This window comes from Fulvimonas soli (genome assembly GCF_003148905.1).
GTDB lineage: Bacteria > Pseudomonadota > Gammaproteobacteria > Xanthomonadales > Rhodanobacteraceae > Fulvimonas > Fulvimonas soli.
In genome coordinates this window covers 168,748-190,259 of sequence record NZ_QGHC01000002.1, presented here as the reverse complement: position 1 = coordinate 190,259, position 21,512 = coordinate 168,748, and the positions used below count along the sequence as shown (strand labels likewise).

Genomic DNA, 21,512 nt, shown 5'->3' with positions numbered 1-21,512 from the left:
CCGGCCCATTGGCCCGGCGTCATGGCTCCGCGTCCGGAAGCGATCACCGCGTCACGGGACCGACGGGCGGCGAAGGCCCGTTTCGGCCAGGAACAACTGCCGGGAAGCGCGCTCTGGCCCGGTTTCCGGCGCCCGCGCTCTCCGACGCCGACGATCTACTCGAACGCCGACCCGGAGCCCTGTTTTCTCAAGCGCCGATATTTCTAACGCTCGATCAACGCCGCCATCGCGGCTCCTCCGATCGTGCCCAGCGAGACGGTTCCTCCATGGCTGCTGAAAACATGCAGGGGCTGATCGATCCAGCAATAAAGCCGCATCCCCGCGTCGGTCATCAGACCGGCTGCGAGACCGTAGGTTGCGCCGGTGAGTGAGGGATAAGTCGGCAACGCCCGCGCGACGAGCCACGCAGAAACGGCCAACGAGGGTGCTGCGAACGGCAGTTCCATAGGCCGGCTGCCGGGAGCATGTCGGAGCCGCGAGACGACCAACGACTTTCCGCGCGGGCACCTTGCCCTCTGCAAGTCATGGATCCGACAGTTCCGGGCATCGATTGGACAAGCGCCGCAGATGCCCGCGGCGCTCCCGATTCCTACCATGGCGCAAGCCAGGCGAGCCGCATAGCGCAAAGGCGGCTTGCATGCCACGTCAGGAATCCGGGATGACCATCGACCTCGACCGACCCTATCCGCTCGGCGCACGGCAGATCACGGACTACCGCCGCGACGGTTTCATCAAGCTCAAGCAGGTGTTCGACGCCGACGAGCTGGCGCACTACGGCGAGGAGATCACCCGCCTCACCATCGCGCTGAACACGCAGACCAAGCCGCTGGAGGAACGCAGCACCTACGACCGCGCCTTCCTGCAGGTGATGAACCTGTGGGAGGAGAGCGACACGGTGCGCGAGTTCGTGTTCGGCAGGCGCCTCGCCGGCCTCGCCGCCGCGCTGATGGAGGTGGACGGCGTGCGGCTGTACCACGACCAGTCGCTGTACAAGGAGCCGGGCGGCGGCATCACTCCCGCGCATGCGGACCAGTACTACTGGCCGGTGACGAGCGACCGCACCATCACCGCCTGGGTGCCGCTGCAGGCGGTGCCCCAGGACATGGGCCCGCTGGCCTTCTTCGCCGGCAGCCAGCACGTGGAGTTCGGCCGCGACCTGGAGATCTCCGACGAGAGCGAGCGCGCGATCACCGCGAACATGCAGGCGCACGGCTTCCGCGTGGTGGACGAGCCGTTCGCGCTGGGCGAGGTGAGTTTCCATTCGGGCTGGACCTTCCACCGCGCCGGCCCCAACCGCTCCACCAAGCCGCGCTCGGTGATGACGGTGATCTACATGGACCGCGACATGCGCCTGAAGGCGCCGGACAACCACATGCAGCAGGCCGACTGGGAGCGCTGGTGCCCCGGCGCACGCGTCGGCGAGGTGATCGACACGCCGAAGAACCCGGTGCTGTTCGAGCGCGCATGAGCGCCGGCGTCGTCCGCGGTCCCGCGATCCTCGCCGACGGCGCGGGCGGCTTCGCGCTCGACACCGTCGAGGTCGATCCGCCCGGCCTCGGCGAGGTGCGCGTCGTCCTCGCGGCGGCGGGCGTGTGCCACACCGACCACGCCTCGCTGCGCTGGCCGGGGCCGCTGGTGCTGGGCCACGAGGGCGCGGGCCACGTCGAGGCGGTCGGCGCGGGCGTGCGGGGACTGGAGACCGGCCAGCCGGTGCTGCTCAACTGGGCGATCCCCTGCGGCCACTGCTTCCAGTGCGCGCGCGGCGCCGACGCGCTGTGCGAGCGCACCCACGAGCTGGACGTGCCGGCGCTCGGCACCAGCCGTGCCCACGCCGGCGCCACCCGCTGGCGCGACCGGCCGGTGGAGCGCGCCTTCCACCTCGGCACCTTCGCGCGCTACACCGTGGTGCGCGCCGAGGCGGTCACGCCGCTGCCGGCGGGGCTGCCGCCGGAGGTCGCCTGCATCCTCGGCTGCGCGGTGATGACCGGCGTGGGCTCGGCGGTGAACGTGGCCGCCGTGGCGCCGGGCGACAGCGTGGCGGTGCTCGGCTGCGGCGGCGTGGGGCTGAACGTGGTGCAGGGCGCGCGGCTGGCCGGCGCCGCCACCATCATCGCCATCGACCGCGTGCCGGCGCGGCTGCAGCGCGCCCGCGCGCTGGGCGCGACGCACGCGCTGATGGCGCACGAGGACGACGCCGGCCACGCGCGGCTGCTCGCCGAGGTGCGCGCGCTCACCGGCGGACGCGGCGCCGACCACGCCTTCGAGGCCACCGGCGCGCCCGCGCTGGCCTTCCTGCCGCTCGCGCTGGCGCGCAACGGCGGCAACGCCCTGCAGGTGAGCGGCGCGCACGGCCCGGCCACGCTGGAGCTGCCGCGGCTGTTCTGGAACAAGCGCTACCTCGCCCCGCTGTACGGCGGCTGCGTGCCCGCGCGCGACTTCCCGCGCCTGTTCGACTGGGCCGCGCGCGGCGAGCTGGAAGTGGCCTCGCTGATCAGCCACCGCTATCCGCTGGACGCGCTGGCGCGCGCCTTCGACGACATGCTGGCCGGGCGCAGCGCCAAGGGCGTGCTGCAGATCGCATGAGCCGCCGCGCATGAGCACGCCGTCGTCCTTCCGCACCGTGGAGCGCTCCGATCCGGCCATCGCGGCGGACGGCCTGGAGTTCGTCACCGTGAAGAGCCCGGCGCTGGGACGGCGCGCCGACGTCACCGTGTACGTGCCGCCCGCGGCGCGCGGCGTGGCCGACCTGCCGGTCGCGGTGCTGCTGCACGGCGTGTTCGGCTCGCACTGGGCGTGGGCGCTCAAGGGCGGCGCGCACCGCACCGCCGCGCGGCTGCTCGCCGAGGGCGCGCTGCCGCCGCTGGCGCTGCTGATGCCGTCGGACGGCCTGTGGGGCGACGGCTCGGGCTACGTGCGGCACGCCGACCACGACGCCGAGCGCTGGATCGTCGAGGACGTGCCGGCGCTGGCGCGCGAGCTGGTCGAGGGCTGCAGCGAGCGCTCGCCGCTGCTGCTGGCGGGCCTGAGCATGGGCGGCTTCGGCGCGCTGCGCCTGGCCGGCAAGTACCCGCAGCGCATCGCCGCGGCCGCGGCGCTGTCGGCGGTCACCCAGGCGGCGCAGTTCGACGGGCTGATCGGGGAATCCCGCGCCGGCTGGAGCGCGGCGGACGCGGACCGCAGCGTGCTGGCCGCGCTGGCCGGCGCGCCCGGCTCGCCGCCGCCGCTGTACCTGGGCTGCGGGTGGGACGATCCCTACCTGGAAGCCAACCGCGCGCTGCACCGCGCGCTGCAACGGGCCGGCATCGCGCATCGCTACGTCGAGGGCGCCGGCGGGCACGACTGGCCGTACTGGTCGGCCGCGCTGGCCGGCGTGCTGCGCTTCTTCGGCGACGCGCTGCGCGCCGGCCTCTGACACGGAGAACGCCGATGCATACGATCCGCCGATGGTTCGCCGCCGCCCCGGCCGCGCTGCTGCTGGCGCTGGCGGCGGCTTCCGCCCCGGCCGGCGACGCGCCGCCGCCGCGGGCCGCCGACGAGGTGTTCTACCAGGTCTTCGAGCGCAGCTTCCGCGACTCCGACGGCGACCGCATCGGCGACCTCAGGGGGCTGACCGGCAAGCTGGACTACATCAGGGACCTCGGCGCCACCTCGATCCTGCTCACCCCGCTGCAGCCCTCGCCGTACTACCACAACTACTTCGCCACCGCGTTCAAGGCGATCGAGCCGGCCTACGGCAGCCTGGACGACTACTTCGCCTTCGTGCGCGCCGCGCACGCGCGGGGGCTGAAGGTGTACCTGGACGAGGAGTTCCAGTACGTCGCCGAGGGCCATCCGTGGTGGGACAACGCGATCTGCCAGCCGCGCGCGCCCTACGCCGGCCACCTGCTGTGGCGCGACGCGCAGCACTGCACCGCCGAGCCCTTCCTCGACCGCGCGCGCTGGCAGGGCTACGACGGCCGCGACATCGGCATCGCCATGGTCGACCTGCACGACCCCGGGGTGCAGCGCTACTTCCGCGAGCTGCTGCTGTACTGGGCCGACCCGCACGGCGACGGCAGCGGCCGCGACGGCGTCGACGGCTTCCGCCTCGACCACATGATGGACGACCTCGACCGCAAGGGCGTGGACAGGGACCTGTTCGCCGGGTTCTGGACCCCGCTGTTCCGCGCGCTGAAGGCGCGCCGGCCGGGGCTGCGGCTGATCGCCGAGCAGGCCGGCTGGGGCTACGGCCGCGACTGGCTGGTGCGCGGCCACGTCGACCTGGTGTTCGCCTTCCCGCTGCGCGGCGCGCTGGCGAAGCTGGACAAGCGCGCCATCGTCGACACGCTGCGCGCCACCGCGCGGGACACGCCGCCGGGCAAGGACCAGATCGTGTTCCTGGAGAACCACGACATCGACCGCTACATGTCGCTGGTCGGCGGCGACCCGGCGAAGGCGCGCGCCGGCGCGGCGATCGCGCTGCTGCTCAAGGGCGAGCCGCTGGTCTACTACGGGCAGGAGCTGGGCATGCGCGGGCGGCCGCTCAAGGACGTGCCGGTGTCCGACGCCATCCAGATCCCGATGCGCGAGGCGTTCCGCTGGCAGGCCGAGCTGGAGGCGCCGGGCTCGGCGATCTGGTACCGCGGCGACCGGCCCTGGTGGACCGGCCGCTACAACCGCTCGCACGACGGCGTGTCGCTGGAGGAGGAGCAGGCCGACCCGGACTCGCTGTACCACTGGTACCGCACCCTGCTGGCGCTGCGCCGGGCGCGGCCGGAGCTGCGCGAGGGCGGCCAGCGCATCCTCTGCGACGACGCCTCCGCCGTGCTGTGCCTGCTGCGCGAGGACGGCGCGCGGCGCACCCTGCTGCTGGTCAACCTGGGCGCGGCCGACGCGCGGCCCGCGCTCGGCGCGAAGCTCGCCGGCGCGGCGTGGGCCGACCTGCTGCACGGCGGCGCGGACGCCTCGCCCGCTGCGCTGCTCCATCCGATGCAGGTGCGCATCCTCGGCACGCGCTAGCGGGGCCCCGCCCGGGTTGCTCCTGCCCGTCGTTCCGGCGCAAGCCGGACGAGCGCGTAGCGCGAAGAACGTCTGCGCAGCAGACGGCCCCGAAGGGGCGAGCGTAGCGGGTCATCCAGCGCAAGCACGACGTGCGAAGCACACAAAGTGGTTTTGTCCGCTTCGCGGGACGTATTTCGACTGGATTCCGGCTTGCGCCGGAACGACGGGCAGTGGAGGCGGGCGGAGAAACGGAGTTCAGTCACCCAGCCACCGCCCCATGCGCCACAATCGGCCCACCACGAGCGACGCCCCCGCACCGCCCCCGCCATGGCCCTGCCCCACATCGAGCGCCCGATCTGCGAACCCGTCGAGCTGCGGCCGGGCGCGCCGGTGCGCGCCGAGCGCGTGCGGCAGGGCCGCGAGGCGGCCGCCAGCGAACCCTTCGTGCACTTCCACGACGTGCACGAGCTGGTGCTGTTCGGCCGCGTCGGCGGGCACTTCGACGCCGCCGACCGGCGCTACGCGCTGGCGCCGCGCTGCCTGGCCTTCGTGCCCTCGCTGCAGCACCACGACTTCGCGCTGGCGCCGGGCCCGCGCGACTGGGTGCTGGTGCAGGTGGAGGCCGCCGCCGGCGAGGCGCTGGCGCGCGCGCCGGGGCTGGAGCGCCTGCGCGAGCCGTTCTGCGCGCGGCCCGGCGCGACGCTGCACCGCCGCCTGATGGAGCTGGCGCGCTGGCTGGCGGAGCTGGACGCGGCCGACCCGCTGGCGCTGCCGCTGGTCGAGCTGCTGCTGCGCGCCGCCGTGCGCGCGCCGGGCATGGCGGGCGCGCCGCTGGCCGCCGACGGCGACGGCCTGCAGCGCCTGCGCCCGGCGATCGACCGCCTGCGCCGCGATCCCGCCAGCGCGCCCGGCGCGGAGCAGGCCGCGGCGCTGTGCGCGCTGTCGCCGGCCTACTTCAGCCGCCGCTTCAAGCAGCAGGTCGGCATGAGCTGGAGCGACTACGTGCGCACGCACCGCCTGCACCTGGCCAGCCGCCGCCTGCTGGAGACCACGCAGAGCATCGCCTCGATCGCCTACGACCTGGGCTTCGCCACGCCCTCGCACTTCGGCGAGCTGTTCCACCGCCGCTTCGGCCTGACGCCCAGGGCCTACCGCCGGCAGGCCGGCGCCGTCGCGCCGCACGCCCGGCCGTGCGCCGCCGCCGTGAAGGGCCGCGCGCGCGCGCCGCGGTTGCGGTAGCTTTCCGCAGGCCGTGCCCGCGCCCGCGCGGCGGCACGGCACCGGCGGCCGCGCCCGCGCCGCGCATCGACACGGACGTCGGGCCGACCCGCCCGCGCCGCCGCGCTCCCGTTCCGGCAGAGGAGGCGATGGCATGGCCGTCCACCGATGGGCGATGAAGGGCGTGCTGGCGGCGCTGCTGCCGCTGGGGCTGGCGTGCTGCGCGCTGGCGCCGGACAAGCCGGTGGTGACCGCGGACCACGCGCGCTTCGAGTTCCTCACGCCCACGCTGGTGCGCATGGAGTACGCGCCGTCCGGCCGCTTCGTCGATGCGCCCACCGCGGTGGTGCAAAAGCGCGACTGGCCGGCGGTGGCGGTGCGCACCGAGCGCCGCGACGGCTGGCTGGTCGCCCGCACGGAGGCGATGACGCTGCGCTACCGGCTCGGCTCCGGGCCGTTCGCCGCCGGCAACCTTAAGGTGACCTGGAACGGCGGCGGCGCGCAGGGCTGGCATCCCGGCCAGGAGGACCCGCGCAACCTGGGCGGGCTCACCTACTCGCTGGACAACATCAGCCAGCCCAACCTGCCCACCGACGGCCTGGACCTGGACAGCCCGGTGAACGACGTGATCCCCGGCATCGAGGTGAAGCTGGAGAAGGCCAAGCCGGGCCTCTTGAGCCGCAGCGGCTACGCCTTCATCGACGACAGCCGCACGCCGCTGTGGAACGCGCGCGCGCAGTGGATCGAGCCGCGCGCGGAGCAGGGCGGCCAGGACTGGTACCTGTTCGCCTACGGCCGCGACTACCCGCGGGTGCTGCGCGAGTACGCGCGGTTGTGCGGCCCGGTGCCGATGATCCCGCGCTACACGCTGGGCCCGTGGATCACCGACTTCAACTTCGAGTACTTCCCCGGCACGGCGCAGGCGCGCCAGCCGGCGTTCCGCCGCTACGACCAGCGCATGCTGGAGGACGAGCTGGCCCGGCTGCGCGCCGACGGCATCCCGTTCGACACGCTGGTGCTGGACTTCGCCTGGCACAACTACGGCTGGGACGGCGGCTACGACTGGAGCCCGCTGGTCCCGCAGCCGGACGCTTTCATCCGCTGGCTGCACGCGCGCGGCATCAAGCTCGCGCTCAACGACCATCCCGGCTACGCCAACACGCGGGAGAGCATCCTCTCGCACGACGACAGCCACGCGCCCGCGGTGCTGCGCGCGCTGGGCCGGCCGCCGCCGCCCAGGCCCGCGTTCGAGCTGGACGTCACCGCCGCGCGCTGGCGCTTCGCCGCCGACCCGCGCGACCGCGGCCTGGCCGGGCACTGGTACGCCCCCGGCCACGACGACCGCCGCTGGGCGCCGATCCGCGCGGGCGCGTCCTGGCAGGAGCAGGGCCACGCCGGCCAGGGCGTGGCGTGGTACCGCGCCGAGGTGACGCTGCCCGAACGGCTGCCCGCGAAGCTCTACCTGCAGTTCGGCGAGGTGGCGAAGGACTACCGCCTGTTCGTCAACGGCCAGGAGGTCGAGCACAGCCGCGTGCAGTGGCCGCAGCACGTCACCTATGCCGACGTCGCCGCCTACGCCCGGCCGGGCCGGCGCAACGCGATCGCGCTGCGCGTGGAGCCCGGCCCGCGCGGTGGCGGCCTGCTGCGCGGCCCGGTGGCCTTCCGCGACGCGCCGCCGCCCGAGCGCATCGCCTTCGACCTGGCCGACCGGCACCAGGCCGACGTGTTCATGCGCGAACTGCACCGGCCGCTGATGCGGCAGGGCGTGGACCTGTGGTGGGTGGACGGCGGCGGCGGCGCGGCCGACATGCCGGGGCTCGACCCGCAGCTGTGGACCAACAAGGTGTTCTACGACTTCGCCCAGGGCACCGGCAGACGCGGCTTCATCTTGAGCCGCTACGGCGACTGGGGCAGCGAGCGCTACCCGGCGTTCTTCACCGGCGACACCTACTCGGAGTGGCCGGTGCTGGCCTACGAGGTGGCCTACACCGCGCGCGCCGGCAACGTGCTGGTGCCCTACGTCAGCCACGACATCGGCGGCTTCCACGGCGGCAGGATCGATTTCGAGCTCTACGCGCGCTGGATCGAGTTCGGCGCCTTCAGCCCGATCCTGCGCATGCACAGCGCCCACGCCAACCCGCGCGAGGGCAACCTGCGCATGCCGTGGGTGTACGGCGACCGGGGCGTGGCGCTGATGCGCAAGTACTTCGCGCTGCGCACGCGGCTGATCCCCTACCTCTACAGCCACGCCTGGACGGCGCACGAGACCTCGCTGCCGCTGCTGCGCCCGCTGTACCTGACCTACCCGGACCTGGAGGAGGCCTACCGGCAGACGCACGAGTACCTGCTCGGCGACGAGCTGCTGGTGGCGCCGGTGCTGGCGCCCGGCGGCGAGCGCACGGTGTACCTGCCGCCGGGGCGGTGGATCGGCTTCTTCGACGGCCGGCGCTACGCGGGCGGCGCGAGCTTCACCCGCCGCTACGCGGTGGACGAGACGCCGGTGTTCGCGCGCGAGGGCGCGGTCGTGCCCTCGCAGCCGGACAGCGCGTATTCCGACCAGCGCCCGCTGGACACGCTGGTGCTGGACGTCTACGGCGACGGCGCGGACGACTTCCGGCTGTACGAGGACGACGGCGTTTCGGCCGACTACGACGCGCCGGACCGCCACGCCATCACGCCGATCCGCCACGCCACCCGCGCCGACGGCAGCCACGAGCTGGCGGTCGGGCCCGCGCAGGGCCGCTTCGCCGGCCAGGTGCAGCAGCGCGCCTACGTGCTGCGCGTGCATGCGCAGGCGCGGCCGTCCTGGTTGACCGTGGACGGCCGGCCCGCTGCCGCGGCGTGGCAGTGGGACGCGCGGACCGGCGTGGCCACGGCGCGCCTGCCCGCGCACCCGGTTGGCGAGCGGCTCGACGTGGCGTGGCGGTGAAGGCGCCGCCGCGCGCCGCGCGGGCGCGCGGCGCGGCCTTCAGCGGCCGATCTCGCGCAGCCGCCGGCCGGCCATCAGGTTGCGCTCGATCTGCTCCAGGGTGACGCCCCTGGTCTCGGGCACCAGCCAGAAGGTCAGGCCGATGAACAGCAGGTTGAGCGCGGCGTACAGCCAGAACGTGGCGGCGTTGCCGATGCCGTTGAGCAGGCTCAGGAAGGTGAAGCCCACGATCATGTTGCACACCCAGTTGGTGAAGGTGGAGCAGCCGATGCCGAAGTCGCGGCCCTTCAGCGGCTGGATCTCCGAGCACAGCGTCCACACCAGCGGGCCGGCGGACATCGCGAAGCCGACGATGAACACCAGCAGCATCGCCACGGTGAAGATCTGCTCGCCGTGGCCGACGATGCCGCCGTGCATCATCGCGCCGACCACGCCCAGCCCCGCGGCCATCACCGCGAAGCCGGTGTAGAGGATCGGCTTGCGCCCCCAGCGGTCGATCAGCGCGATGGCGATGAAGGTGGCCAGCACGTTGGTCAGGCCCACCAGCGCGGTGAACCACATCTGCGCGGCGGTGTCGTAGCCCATCTCCTTGAAGATGCGCGGCGCGTAGTACATCACCACGTTCATGCCGGTGAACTGCTGCATCAGCTGCAGCAGCACGCCCAGGCCCACCGAGCGGCGGAAGTTGGCGTTCTCGCGGAACAGGTGCCAGCCGCGCTGCGGCGTCCTGAGCTGCTCCTCGATGTCGGCCGCCTCGCGCGCCACCACCTCGGCGTCGCCGCGCAGGCGGCGCAGCACGCCCAGCGCCTCCTCGCGGCGGCCGCGCATCATCAGCCAGCGCGGGCTGTCCGGCAGCAGCAGCACGCCGAGCAGGAACAGCGCGCCGGGGACCGCGATCACCCCCAGCATCCAGCGCCACGCGCCGCTGTAGCTGAGCGCGGTGTCGGACAGGAACGCCACCAGGATGCCGATGGTGATCATCAGCTGGTAGGTGGAGATCATCGCGCCGCGGATGTGCTCCGGCGCCACCTCGGCCAGGTACAGCGGCGCGGTGAAGGTGGCCAGGCCGATGGCCAGGCCCAGCACCACGCGCGCGGCGATCAGCGAGGCCGGCGACCAGGCCAGGCCGCACAGCAGCGAACCGAGCACGAACAGCAGCGCGCCCAGGATCAGCGAGCGCTTGCGCCCGAGCGTGGCCGACAGCCAGCCGGCGAACAGCGCGCCGACCGCCGCGCCGAACATCATCGCGCTGACGATCCACTCGATGGTGTGGTCGCCGACCTTGAACTCGGCCTGGATGAACTGGGTGGCGCCGGCGATCACGCCGATGTCCAGGCCGAACATCAGTCCCGCCAGCGCGGCGAGCACGCAGGTGAAGACGACGGTGGCCTTCGGGTGCGCCGCGGTCGGCGCGATGGCTTGGGCATGCATGGAAACTCCCCCGCGGGTGGTGTCGAGCGCCTCTATGGGCGATGGTGGGTGGGCCGCGCTCCCTGCGCGGCGGCGATGACGTGCGGCGGCGGGCCGGCGAAGCGCGGCTCCGGCAGGCCGCGTGCGCCCGGCTCGGCCACGAACAGCGCGCCGGCGTCGGGCTGCGCCGCGAGCGCGGCCGCGTCCAGGCCGTCGCGCGCGCTGGTGACGTACAGCGCGGCGAGGCCGGCGCCGCCGAAGGCGGGGCGGGTGGGCTGCGCGGCGGACAGCTCGACCACGCGGTCGGGCCGCCCGTCCGGCGCGTAGCGCACCACGCGGCCCAGGCCCCACTGCGCGTTCCACAGGCCGCCCTCGCGGTCCACGCAGGAGCCGTCGGGCTCGCCGCGCTCATCGTCGATCCGCGCGAATGCGCGCGGCGCGCCCAGTGTGTCGCCGTAGGCGCAGCACTGGATCGCGCGCGCCGGCGAGTCGCAGAAGTACATCGTGCCGCCGTCGGGGCTGAACGCCACGCTGTTGCTGATCGCCACGCCGGGCAGCGGCAGGCGTTCGAGCGAGAGGTCGGGGTTCAGCCGGTAGAAGCCGCCCAGCGGTTGCCTGGGGCCGCCGCCCGGCGGCTCGTGCAGGGTGCCGAACACGAAGCGGCCCTGGCGGTCGCAGGCACCGTCGTTGAGCCGCGTGGGTAGGCCCGCCTCCACCTCCGCCACCGGCAGCAGCGCGCGCGTGTCCGGGTGGAAGAACGCCAGCCGCGAGGCGAGCCCGAGCAGCAGCCAGCCGTCGGCCTCGCACAGCGCCAGGCAGGCCAGCCGCTCGGGCATCGCCCACGAGTGCAGCGCGCCGTCGCGCGGGCGGTAGCGCCACAGCACGGCGGCGTGGATGTCGGTCCAGTACAGCGCCTGCCCGCGCGCGTCCCACAGCAGGCCCTCGCCGAGCGCGTCGCGCGCCTGCAGGGCGACGGCGGCGCGCAGGCTCATACCCAGCCGCCGTCCACGACGAAGGACTGCCCGGTGCACATGCGGCTGTCGTCGGCGGCCAGGAACAGCGCCGCGCGCGCCAGGTCGTCGGCCATCAGGTAGCCGGGCAGGCACTGCACGCGCGCGATCTCCGCCTCGCCCTCGGCGTCCAGCCACAGCCGGCGCTGCTTCTCGGTGATCACCCAGCCGGGCACCAGCGCGTTGATGCGGATGCGCTCGCGGCCCAGCTCGCGCGCCAGGCCGTTGACCAGGCCGTGCACCGCGGCCTTGGCCATCGCGTACAGCGGGTAGCCGGCGTTCTTCTTCATCCAGCCGGTGGAGCCCAGGCAGATCACCGAGCCGCCGCCTGAGCGCCGCATGTCCCCGCGCACCGCCTGGGTGGCGAAGTACTGGTGGCGCAGGTTGACCGCGATGCTGCGGTCGAAGTCCGCCGGCGTGGTGTCGCCGAAGGCGTGGCGGGCGTCGTTGGCGGCGTTGTTCACCAGCACCGCGACCGGGCCGACGAACGCGCGTGCCTTGTCGATCGCCGCATGCAGCGCATCCAGGTCGGTGATGTCGCAATGCACGTACAGGGGGTCATGCGGTACGCCGCTGATGGAAACGCGCAGCTTCGCCGCACTCGCGTCGTCCACGTCGAGGAAAGCCACCTTCGCGCCCTGCCGCGCGAAGTGCTCGACGAAGGACGCGCCGATGCCGCTGGCGCCGCCGGTTACCAGCACGGCGCGGTCGCGCAGGCTGGGATAGGTCGCGTAGGCGTCGGCCATCGTGCTCACCACTCGGCCACGCTGCCGTCGGCGTGGCGCCAGATCGGGTTGCGCCAGCGGTGGCCCACCGCGGCGCGCTCGGCCACGTAGTCCTGGTTGACCTCGATGCCCAGGCCGGGGCCGTCCGGGATGGCGACGAAGCCGTCCTGGTAGGCGAACACGTCGCGGTCGCGCACGTAGTCGAGCAGGTCGTTCGCCGCGTTGTAGTGGATGCCCAGGCTCTGCTCCTGGATGAAGGCGTTGTGGCACACCGCGTCCAGCTGCAGGTTCGCCGCCAGCGCGATCGGGCCGAGCGGGCAGTGCAGCGCCACCGCCACGTCGTAGGCCTCGGCCATCGCGGCGATCTTGCGCGTCTCGGTGATGCCGCCCGAGTGCGAGGGGTCCGGCTGCAGGATGTCCACGCCGCCGGTCTGCAGCACGCGCTTGAAGTCGTAGCGCGAGTACAGCCGCTCGCCCAGCGCGATCGGCGCGGGCGAGACCGCGGCCAGCTCCGGCAGCGCCTCCAGGTGGTCCGACAGCACCGGCTCCTCGATGAACATCAGCCGGAACGGCGCCAGCTCGCGCATCAGCACCTTGGCCATCGGCTTGTGCACGCGGCCGTGGAAGTCCAGGCCGATGCCGATGTGCGGGCCCACCGCGTCGCGGATCGCCTGCACGTTGGCCAGCACCTGCTCGACCTTGTCGTAGGTGTCCACGTACTGCATTTCCTCGGTGGCGTTCATCTTCACCGCGGTGAAGCCGCGCGCCACCGCGTCGCGCGCCGCGCGCGCGGTGTCGGCGGGGCGGTCGCCGCCGATCCACGAGTACACGCGGATGCGCCCGCGCACCGGGCCGCCCAGCAGCGCGTGCACCGGCTGGCCCAGGTCCTTGCCCTTGATGTCCCACAGCGCCTGGTCGATGCCGGCGATGGCGCTCATCAGCACCGGCCCGCCGCGGTAGAAGCCGCCGCGGTACATCACGCTCCACAGGTCCTCGACGTGGCGCGGGTCCCTGCCGACCAGGTAGTCGGCCAGCTCGTCCACCGCCGCCGCCACGGTGTGCGCGCGGCCCTCGACGATCGGCTCGCCCCAGCCGCTGACGCCGGCGTCGGTGTCGATGCGCAGGAACAGCCAGCGCGGCGGCACGAGGAAGGTGGTCAGGCGGGTGATCTTCATGGAGCGGTTCCTTTCGATGCGAGGTGGCGCCGCCAGGCGTCGGCGAAGGCGCGCGCGCGCGCGGCGACGTCGCCGGCCGCGCGGCCGGGGGCGTAGAGCGAGGAGCCGATGCCGAAGCCGGCGGCGCCGGCCGCGAGCCAGGGCGCCATGCCGTCGGGGGTGATGCCGCCGACCGGCAGCACGCGCGTGCCGGCGGGCAGCACGGCGCGCCAGGCCCGGAGCACGGCGGGGCTGGCCTGCTCGGCCGGGAACAGCTTGAGCGCGTCCGCGCCGGCGCCGAGCGCGGCGAACGCCTCGGTGGGCGTGGCGACGCCCGGCACGCAGTACAGCCCGGCCTGCTTGGCCGCGCGGATCACCCCGGCGTCCGCGTGCGGCATCACCACCAGGCGGCCGCCCGCCGCGGCGACCTCGCGCACGCGCGCGGGGTCGAGCACGGTGCCCGCGCCGACCAGCGCGCGGTCGCCGAAGGCGTCGGCGAGGCGGCGGATGCTCTCGCACGGCTCGGGCGAGTTGAGCGGCACCTCCAGCACGCGGAAGCCCGCGTCGAGCAGCGCGCGGCCGACGTCGAGCGCCTCCCCGGGGCGCAGCCCGCGCAGGATGGCGACCAGCGGGAGCGGGGCGAGCCAGGCGTCCATCGAAGTCATGCCGCCGTCGCGTGGCCGGGGACCAGGGCGGCCGCGGCGGCGATGCGCCAGAGGCCGTGCGCGGCGGCGTCGCCGGGCGCGCGGCGCAAGCCGATGCCGAACGCCTCGGCGGCGCGCAGGTAGCGCTCGCACAGCGCTTCGTCGCCGACCACCAGCACCGGCTCGCCCGGCGCCGCCCAGCCGGCGGCGAGCGCGGCGCGCAGCTCCTCGCCGAGCAGCAGGCCGGACAGGTAGTCCGCCACGGAGGAGGGCGCGAGCGCGCCGTCGAGCAGCAGCGCGCGCGCGGAGAACAGCCGCGAGAGCATGCCGGCGGCGCCGCTGTCGCGCGCGGCGCGCACGCCGCGCCGGAAGGCGTCCCCGTCGGGGACCGGCGCGGGCAGCGCCGCGCCGAGGATCGAGTGCTGGCGCAGCAGCGCGTACAGCTCGCCGGTCATCATGGTGGCGAAGCCGACGACCGCGCCGTCGCGCACCTCCACCCACTTGCTGTGCGTGCCGGGCAGCAGCAGGCGCGCGCGCCGCGCCATCGGCGGCTCCAGCGCGAGCGCGCCGGCCACCTGGGTCTCCTCGCCGCGCATCACGTCGGGCCGCGCGGGATCACGCAGGCCCGGCACCAGATGCACCGCGCGGCCGTCCGGCGCGGCCAGCGGCGTCAGCGCCGCGGCGAGGCGGTCGAGGTCCGCGGGCGTGTCCAGGTAGGGCGTCTCGCGCCAGCCGTTGCGGCTGCCGACCATGCCGCAGGCGATCACCGGCGCTGCCGGCCAGCCCTCGAGCGCCTGCGCGAACGCCTGCGCGAAGCCGCCCGCGGGCAGCTGGCGCACGCCGCAGGGCAGGGTCCGCACGGCCTCCACCGCGCCGCGTTCGCCGTAGCGGTACGCGCGCAGCTGCGTGCTGCCCCAGTCCAGGCCGATCAGCGCTGCCGTCATGCCGTCGCCTTCCGGCGCGCGCGGCTACGGCTGCGCTGCAGGTTGGCCTGCGAGTCGGCGATCATCGCCTGCATCGCCTTGCGCGCCACTTCCGGCTGCCGGCGGCGGATCGCCTCCAGCACCTTCTGGTGGTGCGGCAGCGAGTACTTGAAGTTGCTGGCGTTGCGCGCGGACAGGGTGAAGAAGGTGCCCAGCGCGGTCTCCACCACCGAGAACAGCGACTGCAGCAGCTCGTTGCCGGTGGCGTGCAGCACCGCGTCGTGGAACTGCAGGTCGGCCTCGGTCCACGCCTCCAGCGTCTGCGCCGCGTCCATCGCCCGGTAGGCGGCGTCGATGGCGGCCAGCTGCGCGGCGGTGCGCCGGCGCGCGGCGGCGGCGGCGGCGGCCGGCTCGATCACCTCGCGCATCTCCACCAGCTTGTCGACGAAGTCGTCGGTGGGCATCGAGGCGCAGCGCCAGGCCAGTACGTCGGCGTCGAGCTGGTTCCAGTAGCGCTCCTCCAGCACGCGCGCGCCCACGCCGGTGCGCGACTCGATCAGGCCCTTGGCGGAGAGCACCTTGAGCGCCTCGCGCAGCGCGGTGCGGCTGACCTGGAGGCTTTCGGCCAGGGTCTCCTCGCGCGGCAGCACCTCGCCCGGCTTCACCTTGCCGCTGACGATGCGCCGGCCGAGCTCGTGCATGACGTGCCCGTACAGGCTGCGGACTGCGATCGGCTTCCTCATGAGATCCTCTGACCCCTGGTCCCGGCGATGAAGGTTGGCCCGCGGGCCAATTGTCATACAAACGGACTATAAGCACTTTGCGCGCGTCCTGCCAAGCCGCGCCGCGCGCGCTTTCCGCCGCACGACGCGCCGATGATGCGCCGCCCGCGGCGCGCCCGTCGATGACGCATTGCGGAATGTCGGCGCGCGTTCGCCTCCCGTCGATCCTTCGCCGCCGGCGCATGCCGCGCATCGTGCCGCGCTTTGCGCCGCGCGGCGGGCATCGCAAGGCCTCGTGGCGCGCCGCACAAAGGGTTTTCCGGGCACCCGGAAACACTTGCACGATAATCATACAATGTGCTTGGATGCCTTCATCCCGCGGTCACGCAGAGGGCATCCGAGAGCATGCGGCGCGCAGCACTGATCGGTTCGATACTCGGCCTGGCGGCCCTCGCGTCGGCCGCGCAGGCCGCCGACGCGCGGCGCGAGACGTTCGGCCGCCTGCCCGACGGCACCCGCGTGGAGGCGGTCGTGCTGGACAACGGCCACGGCATGACCGCGCGCGTGCTGGCGCTGGGCGCCAGCCTGCAGTCGCTGAGCGTGCCCGGCCGCGACGGCAAGGCCGCCAACGTCGTGCTCGGCTACGCCACGCTGGACGGCTACCTGAAGAAGCCGCAGTACTTCGGCGCCACCGTGGGGCGCTACGCCAACCGCATCGCCGGCGGGCGCTTCACGCTCGACGGCAAGGCCTACCAGGTGCCGGTGAACGACGGCCCGAACTCGCTGCACGGCGGCACCCGCGGCTTCGACAAGGCGCTGTGGACCATCGGCGAGGTGAGGCACGACGCCGGCAAGGCCAGCGTCACGCTGAGCTACGCGAGCCCCGACGGCGAGATGGGCTATCCCGGCCGGCTGGCCGTCACGGCGACCTACACGCTCGACGATGCGAACCGGCTGTCGATCGACTACCGCGCCACCACCGACAAGCCCACCATCGTCAACCTGAGCAACCACGCCTACTGGAACCTCGCCGGCGAGGGCTCGGGCAGCGTGATGGGGCAGCGCCTGACCATCCCCGCCGACGCCTACCTGCCGGTGGACGCGACCGCCATCCCCACCGGCGAGATCCGCAAGGTGGACGGCACGCCGTTCGACTTCCGCCGGGGCAAGCCGATCGGCCGCGACATCCGCGTCGCCGACCAGCAGCTGCTCAACGGGCGCGGCTACGACCACAACTGGGTGATCAGCCGCGCCGAGGCCGCCGCGCCGCGCGTGGTCGCGCGCGTGGAGGACCCGGCGTCCGGCCGCGTGCTGACGCTCAAGTCCGCGCAGCCGGGCCTGCAGTTCTACTCCGGCAACTTCCTCGACGGCACGACGGTGGGCACCGGCGGGCACGTGTACCGCCAGGGCGACGCCTTCGTGCTGGAACCGCAGCTCTACCCGGACACGCCGAACCGGCCCGCGTTCGGCTCGGCGCGACTGGAGCCCGGCCATGTCTACCGCAACCTGATCGTTTACGAGTTCACCACCGGGCCGGCGCGCGGCGCGCGCTGACCGAGCACGTTCCGCGGCAGGGACGCCACGCAGGCGGCGCCCCCAGGGGCGTTTTGCCCCGCGCGCGGCGCCGGACCGACACAGCGCGGGCGCGAGCCCGCGATCCGCAAGGGGAGACCGATGAAGCACGCACTACGGGCGATGGCCTTCGGACTGGCGGCGAGCCTCGCCGCGGCGGCGCCGGCGCACGACGCCGCGGCGCGCTGGACGCCCGCCGAGGCCAGGGCCTGGTACGCGAGGCAGGCGTGGCCGCTGGGCAGCAACTACGTGCCGGCCAATGCCGTCAACGAGCTGGAGATGTGGCAGGCGGACACGTTCGACCCGGCGCGCATCGACCGCGAGCTGGGCTGGGCGCAGCGGCTGGGCATGAACACCATGCGCGTGTTCCTGCACGACCTGCTGTGGCAGCAGGACGCGGCGGGCTTCAAGAAGCGCATCGACCAGTTCCTCGCCATCGCCAGCCGGCACGGCATCAAGCCGATCCTCGTGCTGTTCGACTCGTGCTGGGACCCGGAGCCCAGGCTCGGCCCGCAGCACCCGCCGATCCCCGGCGTGCACAACTCCGGCTGGGTGCAGAGCCCCGGCGTGGCGCTGGCCGACCCCGGCCAGTACCCGCGGCTGGAGCGCTACGTGAAGGACGTCGTGGGCAGTTTCGCCAAGGACCCGCGCATCCTCGCCTGGGACGTGTGGAACGAGCCGGACAACCCCGGCGGCGGCGACTACGACGCGCGGGAGCCGAAGGACAAGACCGCGCTGGTGGCGAAGCTGCTGCCGCAGGTGTTCGCCTGGGCGCGCAGCGCCTCGCCCACGCAGCCGCTCACCAGCGGCCTGTGGCACGACGCGGACTGGTCCGACCCGGCCAGGCTCAACGCGGTGGAGCGCACGCAGGTCGAGCAGTCCGACGTGATCAGCTTCCACAACTACGGCTGGCCGGAGGAGTTCGCCGCGCGCGTGGAGCAGCTGCGAGGCTACGGCCGCCCGCTGATCTGCACCGAGTACATGGCGCGCGGCGCCGGCTCCACCATCGACGGCGTGCTGCCGCTGGCGAAGAAGCTCGACGTGGGCATGGTGAACTGGGGCTTCGTGGAAGGCCGCACGCAGACCACGCTGCCGTGGGATTCGTGGCAGCGCCCGTACACCCTGCAGCCGCCCACGCTGTGGTTCCACGACCTGCTGCATGCCGACGGCACGCCGTACCGCCAGCGCGAGGCGGACATCCTGCGCGCCCTTTCGCGCGCGCCGCGCGGCCAGGTGCCCGCCGAGGCGGCGAGCTACCCGGCCGCCGCCGACGGCAAGCACTGACCGGCCCGCCCGGACCGCGCGCGAGACGCGGCCGGGCGGCGACAACCAGCACAACGAATGCCGCCGGCACGAGCCGGCGCACCACCACCTCGTAGGGGAGGCAGCATCCATGAACCGCAAGCGCATCCATCTGACCCTGCTCGCGACGATGATCGCGGCGAGCCTCGCCGCCGCGCACGCCGCCGATTCGCCGCCGTCCGCCGCCCCGTCCGCCGCGGACGCCCCGCCGCAGGACACCACGCCGCAGCCGCAGGCCGCGCCGAAGAAAAAGGCCGCCACCGCCACCGAGACGTCCGCGCAGAACGCGGTGAACCTCTCCGGCGTGGTGGTGACGCCGCTGCGCGAGAGCCTGCAGAGCGCGCAGACGATCAAGCAGGACGCGCGCATGATCGTGGACTCGATCGTCGCCGAGGACATCGGCAAGCTGCCCGACAACAGCGTGGCCGACGCCATGCAGCGCATCACCGGCGTGCAGATCGCGCAGGGCTTCCAGGGCGAGACCAGCTCGGTGGTGATCCGCGGCCTGCCCAACGTCATCACCACCCTCAACGGCCGCGAGATCTTCAGCGGCGTGGGCCGCGCGTTCGCCTTCCAGAACCTGCCGGCCACCGCGGTGAAGACGGTGCAGGTGTACAAGACCAGCGAGGCCAGCCTGCCCGACGGCGGCATCGCCGGCCTGGTGGACATGCAGCTGTACCGGCCGTTCGACTTCGACGGCGCCAAGGCGGCGGTGACCGCCACCGGCACGCACAGCAAGTACGGCGGCCACACCGACCCGAACCTGAGCGTGCTGCTCAGCGACCGCTGGCAGACCGGCATCGGCGAGATCGGCGCGCTGTTCAACATGGGCTTCATGGGCCAGCACTACGACTACAACGCCGTGTGGGGCGACTTCCCGAAGCTGCTCACCGGCGCCTCGGGCGACCCGATCCGCACCGCCGACGGCAACCTCATCGCCGCGCCCAACGGCTGGGGCGCCGACTACAACATCGGCAACCGCCAGCGCGAGGAGATGAACTACGCGCTGCAGTGGAAGCCCAACGACAGCACCGAGGTGTACCTCGAGGGCCTCTACGACTGGGACTCGGACGACTACAACCAGCCGTTCTACTTCAGCTTCCCGGTGGGCGCGGTCGACCCGACCAACCTCACCGTGACCGGCCACTGCTACCCCAACCAGCTGACCGGCTCGCCCTACTACGGCCAGACCATCTGCGACGCCGCCAGCGGCAGCTGGACCGGCAACACCTACGCGGCCACCAGCACCCAGGCGCACGAGGAATGGGGCCACGACATCCAGAACTCGATCGGCGTGAAGTGGCACGGCGACCGCCTGCGCCTGTCCACCGACCTGTCGTTCAACTCCACCTCGTTCCACGAGCAGACCTTCATCGTCGACACCTTCCTCAAGGCGCCGATCACCACGGTGTGGAGCGGCACGCACGGCGACCAGCAGAACTGGACGCTGGCCGGCAACCCGCAGCTCGACCCGGCCAACTACTACCTCAACGGCCTGTTCCAGACCTGGAACGACCAGCGCGGCAAGCAGGTCGCGTGGCGCGGCGACGGCAACTACGACATCGACGGCAGCTTCTTCCAGTACCTGGACTTCGGCCTGCGCTACTCCGACCACAAGGCCGAGTACCACGGCAGCGTGGAGATCTCCACGCCGCCGCCCGGCGGCACCGGCGACATCTCGCTCAACCCGAACCCGGCCAACCAGGTGATCGCGCGCTTCCCGAACGGCTACTTCTGCCGCCAGCCGACCACCTCGGCGATCCCGGTGTCCTGGCTCAGCGGCTGCTACGACTTCCTGGTCGACAACGCCGACGCGATCCGCCAGCTCTACGGCCTGCCGCCGGGCCTGGCGCCGGAGAACCCGGGCCGCTACTACCACATCGACGAGAAGTCCTACGCCGGCTATTTCCAGGCCGCCTACGGCAACGAGCTGTTCGGCCTGCCGTTCGACGGCCTGATGGGCATGCGCGTGGAGCGCGTCAAGCGCAACCTCGATGCGTTCTCCTACGACGCCTCGACCAACCTCTACACGCCGCTCTCGGCCAGCACCAGCAAGCCGGTGTACCTGCCGAACCTGAGCTTCAACCTGCACTTCACCGACAGCCTGCAGCTGCGCCTGGTGGCGGCCAAGACGCTCACCTACCCGGACTTCGGCCAGCTCAACCCGTCGCTGTCGCTCAACCCCGGCACGATCAACCGCGCCGGCATCGCCAGCAGCGGCAACCCGGACCTGAAGCCGGTCCGCTCCAACAACTACGACGCCTCGCTGGAATGGTACTTCGCGCCGGCCAGCTACCTGAGCGGCGGCGTGTTCTACCGCGACATCGACGGCTACATCCAGAACTACGTCACCGACGTGACCATCGGCGGCCAGCCGTACCAGCTCAACTCGCCGCAGAGCGCGGGCTCGGGCCACCTGGACGGCGCCGAGGTGGCCTACCAGCAGTTCTTCGACTTCCTGCCCGGCGCATGGAGCGGCTTGGGCGTGCAGCTCAACTACACCTACATCGAGGGCTCCACGCGCTCGCCGCAGTACATCGGCGGCCCGGTGGTGGTGTCGCCGCTGCAGAACGTGTCGCGCAACAACGGCAACGCCGTGCTGATGTACGAGAAGTACGGCTGGTCGGCGCGCCTGGCCTACAACTACCGCAGCCGCTTCATCGACGGCTTCAACCAGCCCACCGTGGCCGGCGTGAACGACGAGATCAAGCCGGCCAACCAGGTGGATTTCTCGCTGGGCTACGACGTCAACCCGAACTGTACCGTGGTGCTCAACGCGACCAACATCTTCGGCGCGGACCTGCACCAGTTCTGGGGCGACGGCGACACCCGCCCGCGCGACATCCGCTACCAGGACCGCACCGTGGGCCTGGGCGTGCGCTTCAAGATGTGAGTGCCGGCGGCGACGGCGGAAACCCTCCCC

General features: G+C 73.0%; 17 protein-coding genes. 9 read left to right on the top strand and 8 right to left on the bottom strand.

The window, feature by feature from the left end; genetic code table 11:
* Positions 1 to 203: 203 nt before the first annotated feature.
* The gene (locus tag C7456_RS17140; RefSeq protein WP_170120161.1) at positions 204 to 446 is read right to left on the bottom strand and encodes an NrsF family protein; all 243 of its coding nucleotides are present in this window, start codon (positions 444 to 446) and stop codon (positions 204 to 206) included.
* A 212-nt stretch (positions 447 to 658) separates the two neighbouring features.
* Between C7456_RS17140 and C7456_RS02985 the strand changes: the two genes are divergently transcribed.
* The 6 genes from C7456_RS02985 to C7456_RS02960 all read left to right on the top strand — a co-directional run bounded on the left by C7456_RS02985 (position 659) and on the right by C7456_RS02960 (position 9,127).
* Positions 659 to 1,468, top strand: coding sequence for a phytanoyl-CoA dioxygenase family protein (locus C7456_RS02985; protein WP_109722278.1), 810 nt, complete (start codon positions 659 to 661; stop codon positions 1,466 to 1,468).
* Positions 1,465 to 2,583 carry a zinc-binding dehydrogenase gene (locus tag C7456_RS02980; RefSeq protein ID WP_109722277.1) on the top strand — a complete coding sequence of 373 codons (1,119 nt, stop codon included), beginning with the start codon at positions 1,465 to 1,467 and terminating at the stop codon, positions 2,581 to 2,583. The genes C7456_RS02985 and C7456_RS02980 overlap by 4 nt, the downstream gene beginning before the upstream one ends.
* Positions 2,584 to 2,593: 10 nt before the next feature.
* On the top strand, positions 2,594 to 3,412 hold the full coding sequence (locus C7456_RS02975; protein WP_109722276.1) for an alpha/beta hydrolase: 819 nt from the start codon (positions 2,594 to 2,596) through the stop codon (positions 3,410 to 3,412).
* 14 nt (positions 3,413 to 3,426) lie between these two features.
* Complete coding sequence (locus tag C7456_RS02970) at positions 3,427 to 4,998, top strand: alpha-amylase family glycosyl hydrolase (protein WP_109722275.1); 1,572 nt, start codon at positions 3,427 to 3,429, stop codon at positions 4,996 to 4,998.
* 309 nt (positions 4,999 to 5,307) lie between these two features.
* Positions 5,308 to 6,219, top strand: a complete 912-nt coding sequence (locus C7456_RS02965; RefSeq protein WP_109722274.1) for a helix-turn-helix transcriptional regulator — start codon at positions 5,308 to 5,310, stop codon at positions 6,217 to 6,219.
* 133 nt (positions 6,220 to 6,352) lie between these two features.
* Entirely contained in the window at positions 6,353 to 9,127 is a 2,775-nt protein-coding gene (locus C7456_RS02960; RefSeq protein ID WP_109722273.1) for a glycoside hydrolase family 31 protein, read from the top strand.
* Positions 9,128 to 9,166: 39 nt separating this feature from the next.
* Here C7456_RS02960 and C7456_RS02955 read toward each other — a convergent pair whose 3' ends face one another.
* The 7 genes from C7456_RS02955 to C7456_RS02925 are packed head-to-tail and all read right to left on the bottom strand — an operon-like array spanning position 9,167 to position 15,736.
* A complete protein-coding gene (locus C7456_RS02955; protein WP_109722272.1) occupies positions 9,167 to 10,558 on the bottom strand; it encodes a sugar porter family MFS transporter in 1,392 nt (463 codons plus the stop codon).
* A gap of 32 nt (positions 10,559 to 10,590) precedes the next feature.
* Positions 10,591 to 11,529, bottom strand: coding sequence for an SMP-30/gluconolactonase/LRE family protein (locus C7456_RS02950; RefSeq protein WP_109722271.1), 939 nt, complete (start codon positions 11,527 to 11,529; stop codon positions 10,591 to 10,593).
* Positions 11,526 to 12,293: an SDR family NAD(P)-dependent oxidoreductase gene (locus C7456_RS02945; RefSeq protein ID WP_109722458.1), complete on the bottom strand. Its 768-nt coding sequence runs from the start codon at positions 12,291 to 12,293 to the stop codon at positions 11,526 to 11,528. The genes C7456_RS02950 and C7456_RS02945 overlap by 4 nt, the downstream gene beginning before the upstream one ends.
* Before the next feature lie 5 nt (positions 12,294 to 12,298).
* Positions 12,299 to 13,447 carry a galactonate dehydratase gene (dgoD, locus tag C7456_RS02940; RefSeq protein WP_109722270.1) on the bottom strand — a complete coding sequence of 383 codons (1,149 nt, stop codon included), beginning with the start codon at positions 13,445 to 13,447 and terminating at the stop codon, positions 12,299 to 12,301.
* Positions 13,444 to 14,091 carry a 2-dehydro-3-deoxy-6-phosphogalactonate aldolase gene (locus tag C7456_RS02935; RefSeq protein ID WP_245889752.1) on the bottom strand — a complete coding sequence of 216 codons (648 nt, stop codon included), beginning with the start codon at positions 14,089 to 14,091 and terminating at the stop codon, positions 13,444 to 13,446. Before C7456_RS02935 ends, dgoD begins: the two co-directional genes overlap by 4 nt.
* A complete protein-coding gene (locus C7456_RS02930; protein ID WP_109722268.1) occupies positions 14,088 to 15,014 on the bottom strand; it encodes a 2-dehydro-3-deoxygalactonokinase in 927 nt (308 codons plus the stop codon). The genes C7456_RS02935 and C7456_RS02930 overlap by 4 nt, the downstream gene beginning before the upstream one ends.
* Positions 15,011 to 15,736 carry a FadR/GntR family transcriptional regulator gene (locus C7456_RS02925; RefSeq protein WP_109722267.1) on the bottom strand — a complete coding sequence of 242 codons (726 nt, stop codon included), beginning with the start codon at positions 15,734 to 15,736 and terminating at the stop codon, positions 15,011 to 15,013. The genes C7456_RS02930 and C7456_RS02925 overlap by 4 nt, the downstream gene beginning before the upstream one ends.
* Before the next feature lie 384 nt (positions 15,737 to 16,120).
* On the opposite strand from C7456_RS02925, the gene C7456_RS02920 reads away from it, so the two are divergent.
* The 3 genes from C7456_RS02920 to C7456_RS02910 all read left to right on the top strand — a co-directional run bounded on the left by C7456_RS02920 (position 16,121) and on the right by C7456_RS02910 (position 21,482).
* Complete coding sequence (locus C7456_RS02920; protein WP_109722266.1) at positions 16,121 to 17,269, top strand: aldose epimerase family protein; 1,149 nt, start codon at positions 16,121 to 16,123, stop codon at positions 17,267 to 17,269.
* 120 nt (positions 17,270 to 17,389) lie between these two features.
* A complete protein-coding gene (locus tag C7456_RS02915) occupies positions 17,390 to 18,571 on the top strand; it encodes a glycoside hydrolase 5 family protein (RefSeq protein WP_109722265.1) in 1,182 nt (393 codons plus the stop codon).
* 109 nt (positions 18,572 to 18,680) lie between these two features.
* Positions 18,681 to 21,482: a TonB-dependent receptor gene (locus C7456_RS02910; RefSeq protein ID WP_109722264.1), complete on the top strand. Its 2,802-nt coding sequence runs from the start codon at positions 18,681 to 18,683 to the stop codon at positions 21,480 to 21,482.
* The last annotated feature ends 30 nt before the right edge of the window (positions 21,483 to 21,512 follow it).